Genomic DNA, 17437 nt, shown 5'->3' on the forward strand with positions numbered 1-17437 from the left:
TTTAAATGTGGGGCTGCGCTATCAGCTATTTTTTGCCAAGGAAAGGAATACTGGGGTAAAAATACTTTTGTGCTTTTATCACAGCGATAACGTTAGCCAACATAACTAAGGCGGTATAAGGGATCACGGCAATAAAGAATAAAAATCCAAAACCTTTGACGCTGAGTAGTGCAACAAAAGCAAGCGCGTAAATGAGCATCATGGTTATTTGAAAATTAATAACCGCACGACCATGAGCATCATACAGCGGGTTATCTTCGCGCTTATGGATCCAAATAAACAGCGGGCACAGGATATTGAGAAATGGCACCACAAAGCCAAGAAATGGAGATGAGTGCATTAATAGCAGCCACTTTGTTTGAATATTCTCGTTGCTAGGGTCATCGAGTTCGAGTAAATCGTCAACATCTAACTCGAGTGCCGCCGCTAGTAGCTTTACCGTTCTTAAATGGGGGGTAACTTCACCTTTTTCTAAGCGTTGGATGGTGCGAACAGTCACCCTGGTACTCTCCGCAAGCTGTTCCTGCGAAAGTCCTTTTAATTTGCGCTGGTAAATTAATCGTTCTGCGAATTTGGTACTTTTCATGGTTGTATTCAGCTCTATTGCCCGATAACTCGAGTAAAATCTTATCTAAAAGCACCCGACACGGTTACGACATTGCTATGTCATGTTCCTGTCATTCGCATTAATGAGTCGCTACCTGAATGCACGCAGTTGGTATTCTGGATTTAAATTTGTCATAAGTACTTGATACATTACAATGCCATTTTAGTTTCTGAAACAGGATGTTAAGAATGGCCTCCTCTTACGTTGCAGTTAGACTGCTACTCGTTTTGTCTTTCTCTACTTTGTTCGCTGCGTGTGCATCATCTCCGGACAGCACAACGACCAACCCACCAACCAACTCATCCGCTCCAAGCTTAGATGAACCAAGATCCGGCCACGCTGCAGTAGCCGATGATGAATATATTTATGTCATTGGTGGCTTAAATAAAGCAGGGAATCTCTCCAGTATAGAGATTATCAACCCTAAAACTAAAGAAACGATGGTTCTGCGAGATAAAATCACAGCTCGCCGCTATTTAACCGCGGTCTGGGATGGAAAAGAGTCGATTTACATATTTGGCGGTATCAGCCAACAGGACGGTGTTATTTGGCAAGAAAAAACTGTCGAGGTTTTTAATACCCGGACACAAGAAGTAACAACCACCACTCCCATGCGGGTGCCCCGCCGCTTTAACAGTGCAGTACTGTTAAATAATAAAATTTACGTACTGGGTGGATCTATTTACTACCCTGAAGCCGTTGAAAAAGCATATGCCTTACGCGCGACATCGCTAGTCACCGCCTTTGATATAAACACTAAAAAGTGGTCTCGAGTAGCCAACTTACCTGCAGCAAGAAACACAAGAGCCTTCACCTTTAATGACCAAGTTTGCGCTGTAGGTGGTTACGATGGTTTTCACAAATGGTCTGTATTTGACTGCTACGATAAAGCAGCTGGAAAATGGCAGTTAATGCCAGATGCGCCCGATTCTGTCAGTGCGCATTCGGTTGCTGTCCACAATGACAAGCTCTACGTTTTCGGCGATTACGATAACCTTGATCAGGTCTTGATGTACGACTTCTCAGACAATACCTGGTCGTATGTTGATGCCCCTTACCGTGCTAGCCGGCATAATGCCGCTGTCGTATTTGGTAATGAGGTATTTGTGATTGGCGGTACTACCGGTGGTTCTGGTCCATTCTTAGACGATATTCAAGTGCTTTCCTTGCCATTGCAGTAAAAACTATAAAACCAGGGCTGCCATGAGCAACTTTTTCTCGGCAGCCCTAAGCCTCTTACAAGTGCTCACTTAATTTGACACCAAACCCGCCACTTCTTTCGCTCTGTTCAAACCTTGCGTTGCTTTTTCAGTCAGCTCTGTGGCTTCAGGCTGCCAATCAGCGATTTGCTTTTTACTTTGTTCAACCTCTTGTGGCTCTAGCTCACTTTCTAATGACTTCCTCATTTCTTCTACCCGGGCGTTATCCGGCGCCAAAGTTTTGATTTTTAAGATAGTTTGATACGCCAAGGTTCCACTGGCGAAATCGGAGTCGGGTTCCTGATACAAAGCCATTAGACTCATAAGAGCACCGGGGTCCCCCTGTTGCGCTGCGCGTCGGCTCCACTCCAATGCTTTTTGTTTATCTCCCTGCCGATAATATATTGCCGCTACATCGTACTGTGCCAGACTATACCCCGCCTCTGCCGCTTTTAGCTTATGGGACAAAGCCTTCTCTTTGTTCGGAGAGAAACCTTCAAAAGTGCCAAACTGGCCCGCGTAATAACATCCCACTTTATAATGAGCCAATAAATCCCCCTCTGTGGCCGCCTGAGCGAAAAGCTCAAAGGCCTTTTGCGGAGACTTATCAACTCCCAAGCCATTGTTGTATAACATCCCAAGGTGGTACCGGGCTTCAACCACACCCGAGTCAGCCTTATCGGTTAATGCATCAACAAGTTCGTCAGAATTAGCCTGAGAAGTGAAACTCGTGAGAAGTAAAACAAAGGGAATAGCGAGTTTTAACATGATTATTGTCCTTATTATTGTCTATTTAATGCCAAGTTAGTCTGCATTTCTACTTAGGCACTATCTGTTTTTCGTCCTTCCAGTAAAAGCCGGAACCATAGTGCATCTTCGTCACTGGTCAGTTCTTTCAAATGCTTCAGAAGTTGCTCAGTCTCCGTGACTTGCTCAGTCATATACCAGTGTAGTAGCCGCGCGAATTTCTCTTCGCCGATTTGCGCTTTTAACTGCTTCAACTTTAAAGGGCCTAAACCATAGTTCACTTTGGATGATGCTCTTTGCTCTATATCTGCGCGCCATACAAAGCTCTGTTTTTTCGCTCGAGATTTCCAGGCTGCTAAGACTTTTTCGTATGCTTCGGTGCCGAAATTCAATTTAACCTCTTCCGCGGCTACGTATTCCGCAAAGGATTCCATCATCCAATAGTCATGCGACATTGCGTTGCCAAGTGAGGTCCAGTTATGGGCTAGCTCATGACAAATATAATGATAGCTCTGTTGTTTTGATCGCCCGCCTTGGCTACTAACCGATAAATAGCTTCCACGTGCAAAACTGGGGCCTGCACGTTCTAAAATCACTAAACTGGCTGACTCTAACTCCTCGGTCTGACCAAACTTGCCATTCAATGCAGCCAGACAATTATTGCCTGCTGTAGCCAATCGTTTAGCTCTGTCTTTGTTTGCCTTGTCATAGACAACCGTGAAGTTTCCGTCTGTGTACTCATTGCCATTAGGCGAGGCATAGAAAGACACATCAATACGGTCCTTCGTCACACTCATTTGGTGTGCATTATTTTGCATGGAAACGGAGCCGGGTCCGTATACTTTCCATTTTTGCGGCAATATAACCTCAAGTTCACCCTGCATCGGTGTTGCAAAATTCTTATAGAACGGGTGCCAGGCCGAATCGATACTCAGATGAATACCTTTTGAAGCAATGAAATTGCCGTGCCCCGCAGCTTCATCTATCTCGCCACGGTAAGAAACCGTAACTTCATGTACTTTCGAGACCGATTCAAAAGACAAAGTGACTTCATTCCATGGCGGTACTTTTTTCGACGGGCTGACTGAGTATTCCTTTAAGCTTTCCCCTGCAATATCGTCAATATCGAAGCTTTTATTCAGGAATAGCTGCGCCTTATTATTTGTTAAAGCCGACACTGGAATCGTTAATTCGGTTAAGACCTTTAACTCATTAGACTCAAGAGCAAAACTGACCGAGGTGTTGTAACGCGTCAAGTCAGTTTGTTCCTGAGCAAGAGTAACGCCTGGAAGTAAAACTAAAATTGAAAGCAAGAGAGTTTTTTTCATATTTGTTCCCTGACTGAGTTTACCTAAAGCGGAAACTTCGAACGAAATAGAGTAAAACTCATCGGCACAGAAACGCTGACACCCTTTAATTTATCCGCACTCTTTTGACTCAATACAACTTCGTTTCCAAACTTTTCGCTGCCTTCTGTACGTATCCAGATATCTTCCCCTTTTAACGTGATTTGATCCTGCTGAAACTCTGAAGTTAAAGGATCCCAGGGCCCCAGAGGATAGAGTTTAAATTGCGAAGGACCATCTGCAGAATGTATTAGTCGAATTAAAGCCGGTTCGTTGCTCCAGCGAGCAATGCCTAACCACAAGCCGTACACGCCCTCTTGCTCAATCTCCTCCGACTTTTCTTCTGTCGGATACCAGTCTCCTCTATGTTCTTTAAAAGTAGATGAGCCAACCCGCCGCTTTAACGTATAAGATTGTGCGTCTACTCGCTGGTTGTCGATATCACTTTGAATTTCCATAACCTCAACGGCACCTCGTGTAGGAGCCCCTAAAATAAGACGAACAACGCCACCCCTTTCACTATTTTTATGATGAATAATACATTCATACTCGGAACATTTAATGTCGTCACTCGTAAAATCAACGGCTCCTCCAGAACGAAAACCGTCTTTAATGTTTAACTTAAACAATCGGTGCTCGCCGCTTTGCTTCAGTTCTAACAGGGTATAGAAGTGCTTGCTTTCAACTATGCCTTCCCATAATCCATAGGGAATATCGATAGCTTTTGGTTTACTGGCGAAACTTGAAAATGAAATAGCACCACCCAGTAGCGCCAGGATTAAAAACCTATTTACTCTATAGCTCATCGTGAATTGCCTCACTTTCTGACACTCAGTACGCACTCAGCGAATTGGTATGCATTTCAAATTATTGGCGTCAAACCCAGGAACAGCCTCTCTAAGTTAGCGAAGAGCATTGACTCAACCACCTGTTAATAATATGTTAATTAAAACTAAAATTACACACCCAATAAACGAAAGTTACTATGGTTAAGATAATAATCACCTTATTGCTAGTATGTTTTGCCTCAACGCTTAAGGCTCAAGAGGTTCCTACCTTTGTCATGAGCTGCAAAGATTGCTCAGCAAGAGAGGTTCGGGGGTGGTTCTTAAATGACATGGAAGTTGCGGTTGATGGCGAATCACAAGTTAACTATCACAATGATTCTCTTAGTTATAAATTTTTGGTTTTTCAATCACAAACGTCAGAATACAACGTTTTTAAACTCGTACCTAAAGGCTCCAAGCCTCACCTTAATCTACCGGAAACGGTGTTCAACATAGTTGATGATACCGCTTCCGAAGAGGAGGAGAGGCTGGCAGATAAACTACTCTCTTTCAATAAATCACTTAATGAAAAAATCGATACCATTGCTAAGCAGTTGAGCTTGTCATTTGATTCACTAGGTTCGTTTAACAAGTGGATTAATAAACCTGGTGAACCTTCCATTTTTCCTAAGCAAGAGGCTTTAGAGGGGTTCAATAACTACAGTGATGTCTGTCGCGATGCTCCCGGCTATTTATCACTAAAGGCGATACACTCCGAAGGTATAACTAAGCGACTGCTAGAGAAATCCTATGAGCTTTTTGACAAACAAAAGCTCACTCTTCAGCCGGATGATTACACATTAAAAAATGGTGAACTCTTTATAAGAGGCTCTCATAACGAACACTCCCTCTATTTAGTTAAAAGGGTATTTGATCATAAGCAAACCATTCGTCTTCAGTTCAAGGCAACTGATACCTCGGCTGAGGCGGCTTTTACTCTCTCATTAAGTGAAAATAACCTGGCCATTAATCCAAATTCTGTTTTCACGAAACTGGGTGACGTTTCTCTTGGCACGCTTAGCAGTTTTGGTGGTGAAGTTTCAAATTGCACCGTGGTTGCTATGAATGAAATACGGGGAATGCCAATTGTTAAACAAACCAAAGTAATACCTAAAGCTAACTTTAATAAAATCGACGGAGAAAAACGGCAGTTGTGCTCTTATATTTACTCTGATGCAGAGAGTACGACCCGCATGACTTTAGGTTCCAGTTGCTCTCTCGTAGAAAATAAATCTCTAATTCAGGATCTTAGATAATGACTAGAATGGACACTAAAATCACTAGAATTAATTCGTTAAGCGCATTTTCATCTATTCAGGTCCAATATTATTAAATAAAGCTGATGAAAGTGTCACAGATACCCGCCAGCCACTTGCATATTAAAAGGATACAGCGATGAAATGGACTTCTGTTCTTGCTTTGAGTATTGCCATTACTTTATTGTCTGGTTGCAGTTCTATAGTTTCTCAACAGATTCTTTACCCATATAGTGAGCGCGTAGAAGTTGAAGGAGCGTCTTATGAGCAATTGCTTGAAGAGCATAATCTCGAATTCAAGCTAGCTAACTCCTCTCAAGGTAACGCCATCCCCTATCTCTTTGGAGATTCAAGTAAATTAGATGAGGATTATTTAATTCCCAAGTTAGAGGTCTCATTTACTTTGACTAATACATCGTCCGGGGAAAAGCGACTGTATGAACTAGAATTTACTGGCAAAAACCAATCGCCACCCGAGAGAAAAAATAATAACGGTCTAGTTGTACTCCTTCACGCGTACAGTGCCACTCAAAAGCAGCTCTTTTTTGATAGTACCGCATGGCAACTCAAAGGTTATGACACTATTGTTGTTGAACTATTAGGACATGGTAGCAGTACAGATGGCCCAATTAGCTTTGGGCCCAAGGATATAGAGCGTATTCACACTATTATTGAAGAGTACTCACTCAATAACGAGCAACGACTGATCTTATACGGGAAGTCTTATGGTGCCTCAATAGCAGCACAATACATTCAAAAATACGAAGGTGTCGATGCATTTGTCGCAGTAGCTCCAATGACAAGTTTCACTAGCGCAGCTATGAACTTTCACAAACGTTATCATAGCGGTTTAATAAAGCTCATTCCCGAAGGTTGGCTACACGATAATATTGAAAAAACTCTGGTTGACTCTAATGTGACTTCAGAAAGTATTGCTACACCTTCTATTCTAAAAACCTTACCAAAAAATAGGCAGGTACCCACACTGATTTTATCAGGCCAAAATGACGTTGTGAGCGATTTTAACGAAATCGATTCCGCAACTAGTTTACCGAATGTAACCTTAAAAATGTTGCCGGAGCGTTTCCATCTTCTCATGATGGCTTATGACGACGTTATGGATAAAGACATTAACGACTGGCTAAACACTCACTTCTAAGAGCAAGCTTACTTGTTGCTGAGCAACAAAAAACCCGGCGCGAAGGCCGGGTTTTGTTTAAGCGTTGGCGAGTTATTACCAGCCAGTTTTCTCTGCAACAGCTTTGCCAATTTCGGCCAGGCTGCGTACAGTTTTAACGCCTGCTGCTTCAAGTGCAGCAAATTTCTCGTCAGCAGTACCTTTACCGCCTGCAATGATGGCACCAGCGTGGCCCATACGTTTGCCCGGAGGCGCAGTAACACCAGCAATGTAAGAAACAACCGGCTTAGAGACATTGTTTTTAATGTACTCTGCCGCTTCTTCTTCTGCTGTTCCGCCGATTTCACCAATCATTACGATAGCTTCGGTTTCTGGATCTTTTTCAAACAGTTCCAGAATATCGATGAAGTTAGAACCCGGGATAGGGTCGCCACCGATACCAACACAGCTAGACTGACCAAAACCTGCGTCAGTAGTCTGCTTAACCGCTTCGTACGTTAATGTACCTGAACGTGACACGATACCCACTTTACCTTTCTTGTGGATGTGGCCAGGCATGATACCGATTTTGCACTCGTCCGGAGTGATGACACCCGGGCAGTTTGGACCGATCATGCGCACGCCTTTGTGCGTCAGATATTCTTTTACGTACAGCATATCCAGTGTCGGAATGCCTTCAGTAATACAAACAATCAGTTCGATACCAGCGTCTGCTGCTTCGATGATTGAGTCTTTACAGAAAGGTGCTGGTACGTAGATAACGGATGCAGTTGCGCCAGTTGCTTCTACGGCTTCTTTTACAGTGTTGAATACAGGCAGGCCTAAGTGCTCTTGACCACCTTTGCCCGGTGTCACACCGCCAACCATTTGCGTACCGTAAGCAATGGCTTGCTCAGAGTGGAAAGTACCCTGACCGCCAGTAAAACCCTGGCAGATAACTTTGGTATTTTTATCGATCAAAATGCTCATTATTGACCTCCTGCCGCAGCAACCACTTTATCGGCAGCATCAGATAAGCTCTCTGCAGCGATAATGTTCAGGCCACTTTCGTTCAATTTCTGGGTACCCAGTTCAGCGTTGTTACCTTCAAGACGAACAACCACTGGTACTTTAACGCCCACTTCTTCAACAGCACCGATGATACCTTCAGCAATCATATCGCAACGTACGATACCGCCGAAAATATTAACAAATACGGCTTTCACTGAGCTGTCAGACAGGATAATTTTGAACGCTTCAGAAACACGTTCTTTTGTCGCGCCGCCACCAACATCAAGGAAGTTAGCTGGTTCGCCGCCACTCAGTTTAACGATGTCCATTGTACCCATCGCCAAACCAGCACCATTAACCATGCAACCGATGTTGCCGTCTAATGCTACGTAGTTCAGTTCCCATTTAGCCGCTTCTGCTTCACGTGCGTCGTCTTGTGACGGATCGTGCATTTCACGGATTTTAGGCTGACGGTACAATGCGTTGCTGTCGATACCGACTTTCGCATCCAGACAGTGAACGTTGCCTTCGTCAGTGATAACCAGCGGGTTAATTTCTAACAGGGCCAAGTCGTACTGTTCGAACATCTTAGCCAGGCCTAAGAAGACCTTAGTAAATTGCTTAACCTGATCTGGAGTCAGACCCAGTTTAAAGCCTAATTCGCGACCTTGGTATGGCTGCGCGCCGACCGTCGGATCAATTTCAGCTTTCAGGATTTTTTCAGGTGTTTCTTCAGCAACGGTTTCAATTTCTACGCCGCCTTCGGTCGATGCCATGAACACGATTTTGCGTGAAGCACGGTCAACAACTGCACCTAAGTAAAGCTCGTCTGCAATGTCTGTGCAGCTTTCAACTAAAATCTTAGCAACCGGCTGACCTTTTTCGTCGGTCTGGAAAGTGACTAAGTTTTTACCTAACCACTGTTCAGCAAATGCGCGAACATCGTCTAAACTCTTCACTAATTTCACGCCACCCGCTTTACCGCGGCCGCCTGCGTGAACCTGACATTTGACGACCCAAATGTCGCCACCAATACGTTTTGCCGCTTCTACCGCTTCATCAGCAGTGTCGCAAGCAAAACCTTCAGATACTGGTAAACCAAACTCTTTAAAGAGTTGCTTACCCTGATACTCATGCAAATTCATGATGCTCTTCCGATTCGTTGAAACAACTTAAGCAGCGAAGTGCTGCCTACCCGAATACCGCGCCGAATTTTAACGTGATCGGCGCATAATTAACAGCCGCAAGCTCAATTAGCGTTGCGGCTGGTTCTCAGCGTCTTTAGATATCCAGGATAAGACGTTGAGGATCTTCCAATAACTCTTTCACGGTAACCAGGAAACCTACCGATTGTTTACCATCAATAATTCGATGGTCATAAGAGAGAGCTAAGTACATCATCGGTAAGATTTCAATCTTACCGTCCACCACCATGGCACGCTCCTGAATTTTGTGCATACCCAGAATAGCGCTTTGTGGTGGGTTCAAGATTGGTGTCGATAACAGCGAGCCAAATACGCCGCCGTTAGTGATGGTGAAGTTACCACCCTGCATTTCGTCCATGGTCAACTTACCGTCACGACCTTTGATAGCCAAGTCACGAATACCGTTTTCCATGTCCGCAATGCTTAAGCGGTCAGTATCACGCAGAACTGGCGTTACCAGACCACGAGGTGTCGATACTGCAATACTGATGTCGAAGAAGTTGTGATAAACAATATCATCGCCATCAATCGATGCGTTCACGTCAGGGAAGCGTTTCAGTGCTTCTGTTACCGCTTTGACGTAAAAGCCCATAAAGCCAAGACGCGTGCCGTGCGTTTCTTCAAACACGTCTTTGTATTTCTTACGCAAGTCCATAATAGGCTTCATGTTGATTTCGTTAAACGTGGTCAACATGGCCGTGTCGTTCTTCGCTTGCAACAGACGTTCTGCGATACGTTTACGCAGACGTGTCATTGGTACGCGCTTCTGGTCTCGGTCACCTGAAACCGCAGGCTGTGAAGACTGTTGCTTGCTGCTACTGTCAGATGATTTAGACGAAGACTGACCTTTCACGTGTTTCTCAACGTCTTCTTTAGTGACGCGACCGCCTTTGCCCGTGCCTTTAACATCACTTGGCTTAAGGCTGTGCTCACCGAGCAAGCGACGAACCGCAGGACCCGCTACTTCGTTATCACCGCCGTCGTCTTTGCTCTCACCTTTACTTTCTGAAGAAGATTCGGATTTGCTCTCATCAGATTTGCTTGAACCTGAACTAGCAGAGCCACCGGCTTCTACTATACCGATAACGTCATCAGCACCGACTGTTGCGCCTTCTTCATGCTTAATTTCAGCTAAAACGCCATCAGCCGGAGCAACGACTTCCAGAACCACCTTGTCGGTTTCAATATCAACCAGGTTCTGGTCACGTTTGACTGCGTCGCCAGCTTTTACGTGCCATGTTGAGATTGTTGCATCGGAGACAGATTCTGGTAACTGAGGAACTTTAACGTCCATCTTTTCACCAGAGCCTTTCTTATCCGAAGAGTCAGATTCTTTCTTCTCTGATTTCTCTTTCTTATCTTCTTTGTCGTCTGAGCCTTTGTCTTCTGATTTATCATCAGAAGCTGACTCACCGTCACCTTCTTCAATTTTACCGATGACTTCTTCAGCAGTTACTGTGGTGCCTTCGTCGGCGGTAATTTCGCCAAGCACACCGTCCGCTTCCGCGACAACTTCAAGCACTACCTTGTCGGTTTCGATGTCAACCAGATTCTGGTCGCGAGACACTTTATCGCCAGGTTTTACGTGCCATGTTGCAATGGTTGCATCTGCAACAGACTCGGGTAATTGAGGAACTTTTATATCAATCGCCATGGTTCATCTTCACCTATTTAATGGTTAGCGCTTCGTCAACAAGTTTTTGCTGCTGCTTGTTGTGCTCTGATATGTATCCGACCGCTGGTGCGGCTGACGCACTACGACCACGATAAGACAACTGAGCTCCTTTAGGAATTGCGGCCCAGAAGTGGTGCTGGCTGCTATACCATGCGCCTTGGTTCTGAGGCTCTTCCTGACACCAGACAAAATCTTTAACGTGCTGATAATCTTTCATAATTTCTGCCACTTCTTCCGCAGGGAACGGGTAAAGCTGTTCAATACGAATAAGGGCAACATCTTCTTGTTCGCGTTCGCGGCGTTCTTTCAGTAAGTCGTAGTAGACTTTACCAGAGCAAAATACCACGCGTTTTACTTTTTTCGGGTTCAGATCGTCAATTTCAGCAATCGCATTCTGGAACCCGTGATCCGCTAAATCGTCCATTTCTGAAACGGCTAACGGATGACGTAATAATGATTTAGGCGTCATCACAACCAAAGGTCTGCGCACAGGGCGCAAGTGTTGACGACGGATCATATGGAAAACCTGTGCCGGCGTCGTTGGCACACACACTGACCAGTTGTGATCAGCTGAAAGCTGCAAGAAACGCTCCAGGCGTGCCGAACTGTGTTCCGGCCCCTGACCTTCGTAACCGTGCGGTAACAATAGTGTCAGACCACACAAACGACCCCACTTCTGTTCACCAGAGCTCAAGAACTGGTCAATAACCACCTGAGCACCGTTTACGAAGTCACCAAACTGCGCTTCCCACATGACCAACGCTTTTGGTTCTGCTGTGGCGTAACCATATTCAAAAGCAACAACGGCAGCTTCCGATAGCACTGAGTCGTAAATTTCAATCTGGCCCTGCTCTGATCCCAGATTATTCAGAGGCATATAAGTCGACGCATCTTCCTGATTATGCAACACAGCATGACGGTGGAAGAAAGTACCACGTCCACTGTCCTGGCCTGTCAGACGAATATGTGTACCGTCGTTTACCAAGGTGGCATAGGCTAAGGTTTCTGCAAAACCCCAGTCCATTGATTTATCGCCTTTCGCCATCTTCAGACGCTCTTGATAAACCTTAGCAACGCGTGAGTTTAGCTTATGTTCTTCTGGGTATTCTGTGATTTTTTTACCCAGATCTTTTAGCTTTTTAATCGACACTTTGTAGTCGTACTCAACGTCCCAGTCATTACCAACATACGGTGACCAGTCAACGGAGTGCTGACGCATAGGGCGATGCTCATCAACCACTACTTCGCCTTTATCTAATGCATCACGATAATCAGACATCCACTGTTTGGCAGTGTCTTCATCAACTATCGATTTTTTAATTAACTCTTTGCCATAAAGTTCACGAGCCACCGGCTGCTTTTTAACTTTAGCGTACATTAATGGTTGTGTTGCACTTGGTTCGTCGGCTTCGTTATGCCCGTGACGGCGATAACAAACCAAATCGATAACCACATCACGTTGAAACGCATTACGGTAATCTAGTGCTAACTGAGTGACAAAAACTACCGCTTCCGGGTCATCCGCATTCACATGGAAGATAGGCGCCTGCACCATTTTTGCTATGTCAGTACAGTACTGAGTAGAGCGTGCATCTTCTTGCTTTGCTGTGGTAAAACCGACCTGGTTATTAATAACAATTCGAACCGAACCGCCAACACGATAAGCTCGTGTCTGCGACATATTAAAGGTTTCTTGTACTACGCCCTGTCCAGCAACAGCTGCATCACCGTGAATGGTAATTGGTAGTACTTTTTTGCCTTCTGGATCTTGCAAACGATCCATACGCGCTCTGACTGAGCCCATAACTACCGGATTGACAATTTCCAAATGTGACGGGTTAAACGCTAATGCTAAGTGGACATCACCGCCCGGCGTAGCGTAGTCAGAAGAGAAGCCCATGTGGTATTTAACATCACCTGAGCCTTTTGTGCTGTCGTGCTTACCGGCGAATTCGTCGAATAAGTCTTGTGGTTTTTTACCCAGAACGTTAACTAAAACGTTCAACCGCCCCCGGTGCGCCATGCCAATAACCACTTCTTTGGCACCCTGCTCACCCGAGCGTGAAATAAGTTCTTTTAACAACGGAACGAGACTGTCACCGCCTTCCAGCGAGAAGCGTTTAGCACCCGGGAATTTAGACCCCAGATACTTTTCCATTCCATCAGCTGCGATCAGCTCTTTCAGAATTTTGGTCTGCTGTTCTTTTTCAAATTTTGGCTTGCCAAGAACACCTTCTAACCGTTGCTGAATCCAGCGTTTTTCCTCGGTTGAAACAATGTGCATGTACTCAGCACCGACAGAACCACAATAAATACTTTCCAGCGCTTCGTGAATATCACTCAGCTTCATTGTGTCTTTGCCGACCGCTAGAGAGCCCACATTAAACTCGCGTTCTAAGTCATCTTTACTTAAATCGTGGAAGTTTAATGACAAATCTGGAACGGTTTCCTGTTTCCATAAACCGAGAGGATCAAGATTGGCATGCTGATGACCGCGGAATCGGTAAGCATTGATGAGCTGTAAAACTTTAACCTGCTTTTGATCAGCGGCAGTCGTACTACCTGTTTGAGATTGCTTAAGCTTATTCTTTGCTGCTTCGCGGAACTGCTCTCTCACTTCGCTGATTTTGGTATCAACGATGTGGTTTTCTTTCGGCAACGCATCGAACATTTGACGCCATTCATCACTGACTGCCGTCGGATCATCCAGATACGCCTCAAACATTTGTTCAATGTAGGCAACGTTACCACCGGCTAGATGCGATGTTTCTAACCATTCACGCATTACACCATCTTGCATTGCGTTTCCTTCACCTGAATAGTAAACCGTTTTTATAAAAAAATAGCCATCCTTTGTGGGATGGCTATCCACAACATCAACCGCTTGAACTGACGCAACAATTTAACAAGTTAAATTGCGCGGTTCAAAAGCATCGATTTAATGTGTCCAATAGCCTTCGTCGGATTCAGTCCTTTTGGACAAACATTGACGCAGTTCATGATTCCGTGACAACGGAAGACACTGAAGGCGTCATCAAGATCATCCAAACGCTCATTCGTTGCGGTATCCCGACTGTCAATTAAGAATCGATACGCCTGCAACAAACCAGCAGGACCCACAAATTTATCCGGGTTCCACCAAAACGATGGGCACGATGATGAACAACATGCACATAGAATACATTCATACAGACCATCAAGCTTAGCACGCTCTTCTGGTGACTGTAGTCGTTCACGCGCTGGCGGCGTTTTCTCGTCGTTAATTAGGTACGGTTTGATCTTCTCGTATTGCTGATAGAACTGACTCATATCAACAATCAAATCGCGAATAACCGGCAACCCGGGCAACGGACGGATCACAATCTTACTGCCTTTAAGAGCAGAAGTTGGAGTAATACAGGCCAAGCCGTTTTTGCCATTTAGGTTCAGGCCATCTGAACCACAAACGCCTTCTCGGCATGACCGCCGGAACGCCAACGATGGATCTTGCTCTTTCAGTTTAATAAGCAAGTCCAGCACCATCATGTCCTGATTTTCTTCCACCTCTAGGGTGTAATCTTTCATGTATGGCGCGTCATCAACATCCGGGTTGTAACGATAAATCGAAATGTTCAATGTTTTCATCGTTGAACCCCTCTATTAGTACGTACGAGCTTTCGGAGGGAAAGCTTCGCGCAGTTTAGGTGCCATATTAACCTGACGAGTCACCATATCTTCCGATTCTGGACGATAAACGGTGTGAACCAACCATTTTTCGTCATCACGATCCGGATAGTCTGCACGACTGTGAGCACCACGACTTTCTGTACGGAAGTTTGCTGAAACCGCTGTTGAGTATGCAGTTTCCATAAGGTTATCCAGTTCCATACATTCAACGCGTTGCGTATTAAACTCTTTAGACGTGTCATCTAAACGCGCATGCTTCAGACGCTCACGAATCTCTTTCAATTCTTTCAGGCCGTCAGCCATCGCATCGCCTTCACGGAAAACAGAGAAGTTCATCTGCATGCAGTTCTGCAAGTCTTTCTTAATTTGTGCAGGGTCTTCACCTTTCTGCGTATTTTCCCAACGGTTGAAACGAGCCATTGCTTGCTCAACATCGGAATCCGACGATTCGCGAGCTTCACTGTTGGCCGCTAGGGTTTCGCCTAAACGCATACCGGTAGCACGACCAAAGACAACCAAATCAAGCAGTGAGTTACCGCCCAGACGGTTAGCGCCGTGTACGGATACACAAGCAATTTCACCACAAGCAAACAAACCAGGTACGGGCTTGGTTTCACCTTTGTCATCAACGGTAAGAGCCTGACCATGAACGTCGGTCGGAATACCACCCATCATATAGTGACAGGTTGGGATAACAGGAATAGGTTCTTTTACCGGGTCGACGTGCGCGAAGGTACGAGACAAATCACAAACGCCCGGAAGACGACTTTCCAGTGTTTCTTTACCCAGGTGGTCCAGCTTAAGTTTAAGATGAGGTCCCCACGGGCCTTCACAAGCGCGCCCTTCACGGATTTCTGTCATCATTGAACGAGCAACAACGTCACGTGAGGCAAGGTCTTTCGCATTGGGTGCATAACGTTCCATGAAACGTTCGCCGTCTTTATTCAACAGGTAACCACCCTCACCCCGGCAACCTTCAGTTACCAGACAGCCAGAGCCAGCAATACCCGTTGGGTGGAACTGCCACATCTCCATATCTTGTACCGGAACACCGGCACGTAACGCCATGCCGACACCATCACCGGTATTAATGTGCGCGTTGGTTGTTGATGCATAAATTCGACCTGCACCACCAGTAGCAAGAACAACAGACTTAGCTTTTACATAATAAACTTCACCAGTTTCAATATTCAGCGTGGTAACACCGGTTACTGCGCCGTCCTGGTTCTTCACTAAATCGAGTGCATACCACTCAGAAAATACGGTGGTTTTATTCTTAACGTTTTGTTGATACAGCAAGTGCAATAAAGCGTGACCTGTACGGTCCGCAGCTGCGGCTGTACGAGCGGCCTGCTCGCCGCCAAATTCTTTTGACTGGCCACCGAATGGACGCTGGTAAACTTTGCCGTTTTCAAAACGTGAGAAAGGTAACCCCATGTTTTCCAGCTCAAGAACAGCTTCAGGGCCAGCTTTACACATGTATTCGATAGCGTCCTGGTCACCAATGTAGTCTGACCCTTTGACGGTATCGAACATGTGCCACTGCCAGTCATCTTCGTGTGCATTACCTAAAGCAACGGTAATACCACCTTGCGCAGAAACGGTGTGAGAGCGCGTTGGAAATACTTTGGACATCAACGCACAACTCATTCCCTCTTGGGAAATTTGCAGTGCTGCTCGCATGCCGGCACCGCCAGCACCAATCACCACGGCATCAAATTCTAAAGTTTTAACGTTCACTTAAACACCCCACAGTACGAATAAGCCAGTGAGCCAAACAGCGATAAGACCAACGCTGAAAACTAATTGGATAAAAGCTCTTAAACCAGCCGCTTTCACATAGTCTGTTGACACCTGCCAGATACCAATCCAGCCGTGAATCAATACAGCGGACAGTGCCAGCATGGTAAAGACTTTCATCCAGATATTGGCAAACAGACCATTCCACACTTGATAAGTTACATCTGGCGTAGAAAGGAAGAACCCTGCCATGAACAGTGTGTATAAAACCAATACAATCGCGCTGGCTCTCAATAAGATAAAGTCATGAGTACCACTACGACCAAAAGTAGCTGCTGCTGTTACCATAGCCAAACTCCTACTAGCACGGAAAGAATGACAGAAAGTGCAATTGAAATCGTTGCGCTAATTCTTCCCGAATCGAGTTCTTCCCAGTAGCCCATGTCCATTACTAGGTGACGCAGACCGATGATTAAGTGAAATCCTAGCGCTGTCAAAATACCCCAGCCAATAAACTTCGCAATAAAGCTGGTCATGATACTCTCGATTTGAGCAAAACCTTCAGGACCGCTAAGTGACACGGCAAAAGCCCAAATTAAAAATGCCAGAGAGAACAGCATAACAACACCAGAAATACGGTGCAGTATGGATGCTTTGGCAGCGGCAGGAAACTTGATAGTTGATAAGTCTAAATTAACAGGTCTTTCTTTTTTCACGATAGATTGCCTTTTAATAAAGCACAAAAGAAATGCAATTTTCGTTTGCGCGACACAGATACATGCCACCAATACGGCGCAAAGTATATCTAGCCAAGCTATTAATTACAACGACAAACTCAGATTTGAGCGCTCAGTTAATACGCTCTACTACTAAAGTCTAACGCAACTCTGTAATTGTTCAATCTGAGTAATCTTTTCGTCATGTTTATTACGTATGTTTGACTATAATTGGTTCATGTTCCCCGATTAAAATTGACATTTAAGGGCATGATCGAGTTAAATTAGCGCACTTTTTCAAAGTAGACAGTGAGGAGAATTCCTT

Annotated in this window: 15 protein-coding genes; 3 read left to right on the forward strand and 12 right to left on the reverse strand. The window is 45.1% G+C overall.

Annotated elements, in window-relative coordinates:
* Positions 1-25: 25 nt before the first annotated feature.
* Positions 26-586, reverse strand: coding sequence for a helix-turn-helix domain-containing protein (locus tag CWI78_RS01720; RefSeq protein ID WP_126779657.1), 561 nt, complete (start codon positions 584-586; stop codon positions 26-28).
* A gap of 209 nt (positions 587-795) precedes the next feature.
* On the opposite strand from CWI78_RS01720, the gene CWI78_RS01725 reads away from it, so the two are divergent.
* On the forward strand, positions 796-1788 hold the full coding sequence (locus CWI78_RS01725; RefSeq protein WP_167468590.1) for a Kelch repeat-containing protein: 993 nt from the start codon (positions 796-798) through the stop codon (positions 1786-1788).
* 69 nt (positions 1789-1857) lie between these two features.
* Here CWI78_RS01725 and CWI78_RS01730 read toward each other — a convergent pair whose 3' ends face one another.
* The 3 genes from CWI78_RS01730 to CWI78_RS01740 are packed head-to-tail and all read right to left on the reverse strand — an operon-like array spanning position 1858 to position 4705.
* A complete protein-coding gene (locus tag CWI78_RS01730) occupies positions 1858-2574 on the reverse strand; it encodes a tetratricopeptide repeat protein (RefSeq protein WP_126779661.1) in 717 nt (238 codons plus the stop codon).
* A 53-nt stretch (positions 2575-2627) separates the two neighbouring features.
* Positions 2628-3881, reverse strand: coding sequence for a M1 family aminopeptidase (locus tag CWI78_RS01735; protein WP_126779663.1), 1254 nt, complete (start codon positions 3879-3881; stop codon positions 2628-2630).
* A gap of 23 nt (positions 3882-3904) precedes the next feature.
* Positions 3905-4705 carry a hypothetical protein gene (locus tag CWI78_RS01740; RefSeq protein WP_126779665.1) on the reverse strand — a complete coding sequence of 267 codons (801 nt, stop codon included), beginning with the start codon at positions 4703-4705 and terminating at the stop codon, positions 3905-3907.
* Between the two features lie 179 nt (positions 4706-4884).
* On the opposite strand from CWI78_RS01740, the gene CWI78_RS01745 reads away from it, so the two are divergent.
* Together CWI78_RS01745 and CWI78_RS01750 are read left to right on the forward strand one after the other, a co-directional pair.
* Positions 4885-5982 (forward strand): hypothetical protein, encoded by a 1098-nt coding sequence (locus tag CWI78_RS01745; RefSeq protein WP_126779667.1) that lies wholly within the window; start codon positions 4885-4887, stop codon positions 5980-5982.
* Between the two features lie 139 nt (positions 5983-6121).
* Positions 6122-7141, forward strand: coding sequence for an alpha/beta hydrolase (locus CWI78_RS01750; protein ID WP_126779669.1), 1020 nt, complete (start codon positions 6122-6124; stop codon positions 7139-7141).
* Positions 7142-7216: 75 nt separating this feature from the next.
* Here CWI78_RS01750 and sucD read toward each other — a convergent pair whose 3' ends face one another.
* From sucD to sdhC, 8 genes are all read right to left on the reverse strand, one after another.
* Positions 7217-8089: a succinate--CoA ligase subunit alpha gene (gene sucD, locus CWI78_RS01755; protein WP_054487381.1), complete on the reverse strand. Its 873-nt coding sequence runs from the start codon at positions 8087-8089 to the stop codon at positions 7217-7219.
* Complete coding sequence (gene sucC / locus CWI78_RS01760) at positions 8089-9255, reverse strand: ADP-forming succinate--CoA ligase subunit beta (RefSeq protein ID WP_054487379.1); 1167 nt, start codon at positions 9253-9255, stop codon at positions 8089-8091. Before sucC ends, sucD begins: the two co-directional genes overlap by 1 nt.
* Positions 9256-9391: 136 nt before the next feature.
* Positions 9392-10969 carry a 2-oxoglutarate dehydrogenase complex dihydrolipoyllysine-residue succinyltransferase gene (gene odhB, locus CWI78_RS01765; protein WP_126779670.1) on the reverse strand — a complete coding sequence of 526 codons (1578 nt, stop codon included), beginning with the start codon at positions 10967-10969 and terminating at the stop codon, positions 9392-9394.
* A 13-nt stretch (positions 10970-10982) separates the two neighbouring features.
* Positions 10983-13790: a 2-oxoglutarate dehydrogenase E1 component gene (locus CWI78_RS01770; protein WP_126779672.1), complete on the reverse strand. Its 2808-nt coding sequence runs from the start codon at positions 13788-13790 to the stop codon at positions 10983-10985.
* Between the two features lie 110 nt (positions 13791-13900).
* The gene (locus CWI78_RS01775) at positions 13901-14614 is read right to left on the reverse strand and encodes a succinate dehydrogenase iron-sulfur subunit (RefSeq protein WP_126779674.1); all 714 of its coding nucleotides are present in this window, start codon (positions 14612-14614) and stop codon (positions 13901-13903) included.
* 15 nt (positions 14615-14629) lie between these two features.
* Entirely contained in the window at positions 14630-16396 is a 1767-nt protein-coding gene (gene sdhA, locus CWI78_RS01780; protein WP_126779676.1) for a succinate dehydrogenase flavoprotein subunit, read from the reverse strand.
* Positions 16397-16744, reverse strand: coding sequence for a succinate dehydrogenase, hydrophobic membrane anchor protein (gene sdhD, locus CWI78_RS01785; RefSeq protein ID WP_126779678.1), 348 nt, complete (start codon positions 16742-16744; stop codon positions 16397-16399).
* A complete protein-coding gene (sdhC, locus tag CWI78_RS01790) occupies positions 16738-17112 on the reverse strand; it encodes a succinate dehydrogenase, cytochrome b556 subunit (RefSeq protein ID WP_126779680.1) in 375 nt (124 codons plus the stop codon). Before sdhC ends, sdhD begins: the two co-directional genes overlap by 7 nt.
* Between the last annotated feature and the right edge of the window lie 325 nt (positions 17113-17437).

It is taken from the genome of Idiomarina ramblicola (assembly GCF_003987255.1).
GTDB classification, from domain to species: Bacteria; Pseudomonadota; Gammaproteobacteria; order Enterobacterales; family Alteromonadaceae; genus Idiomarina; species Idiomarina ramblicola.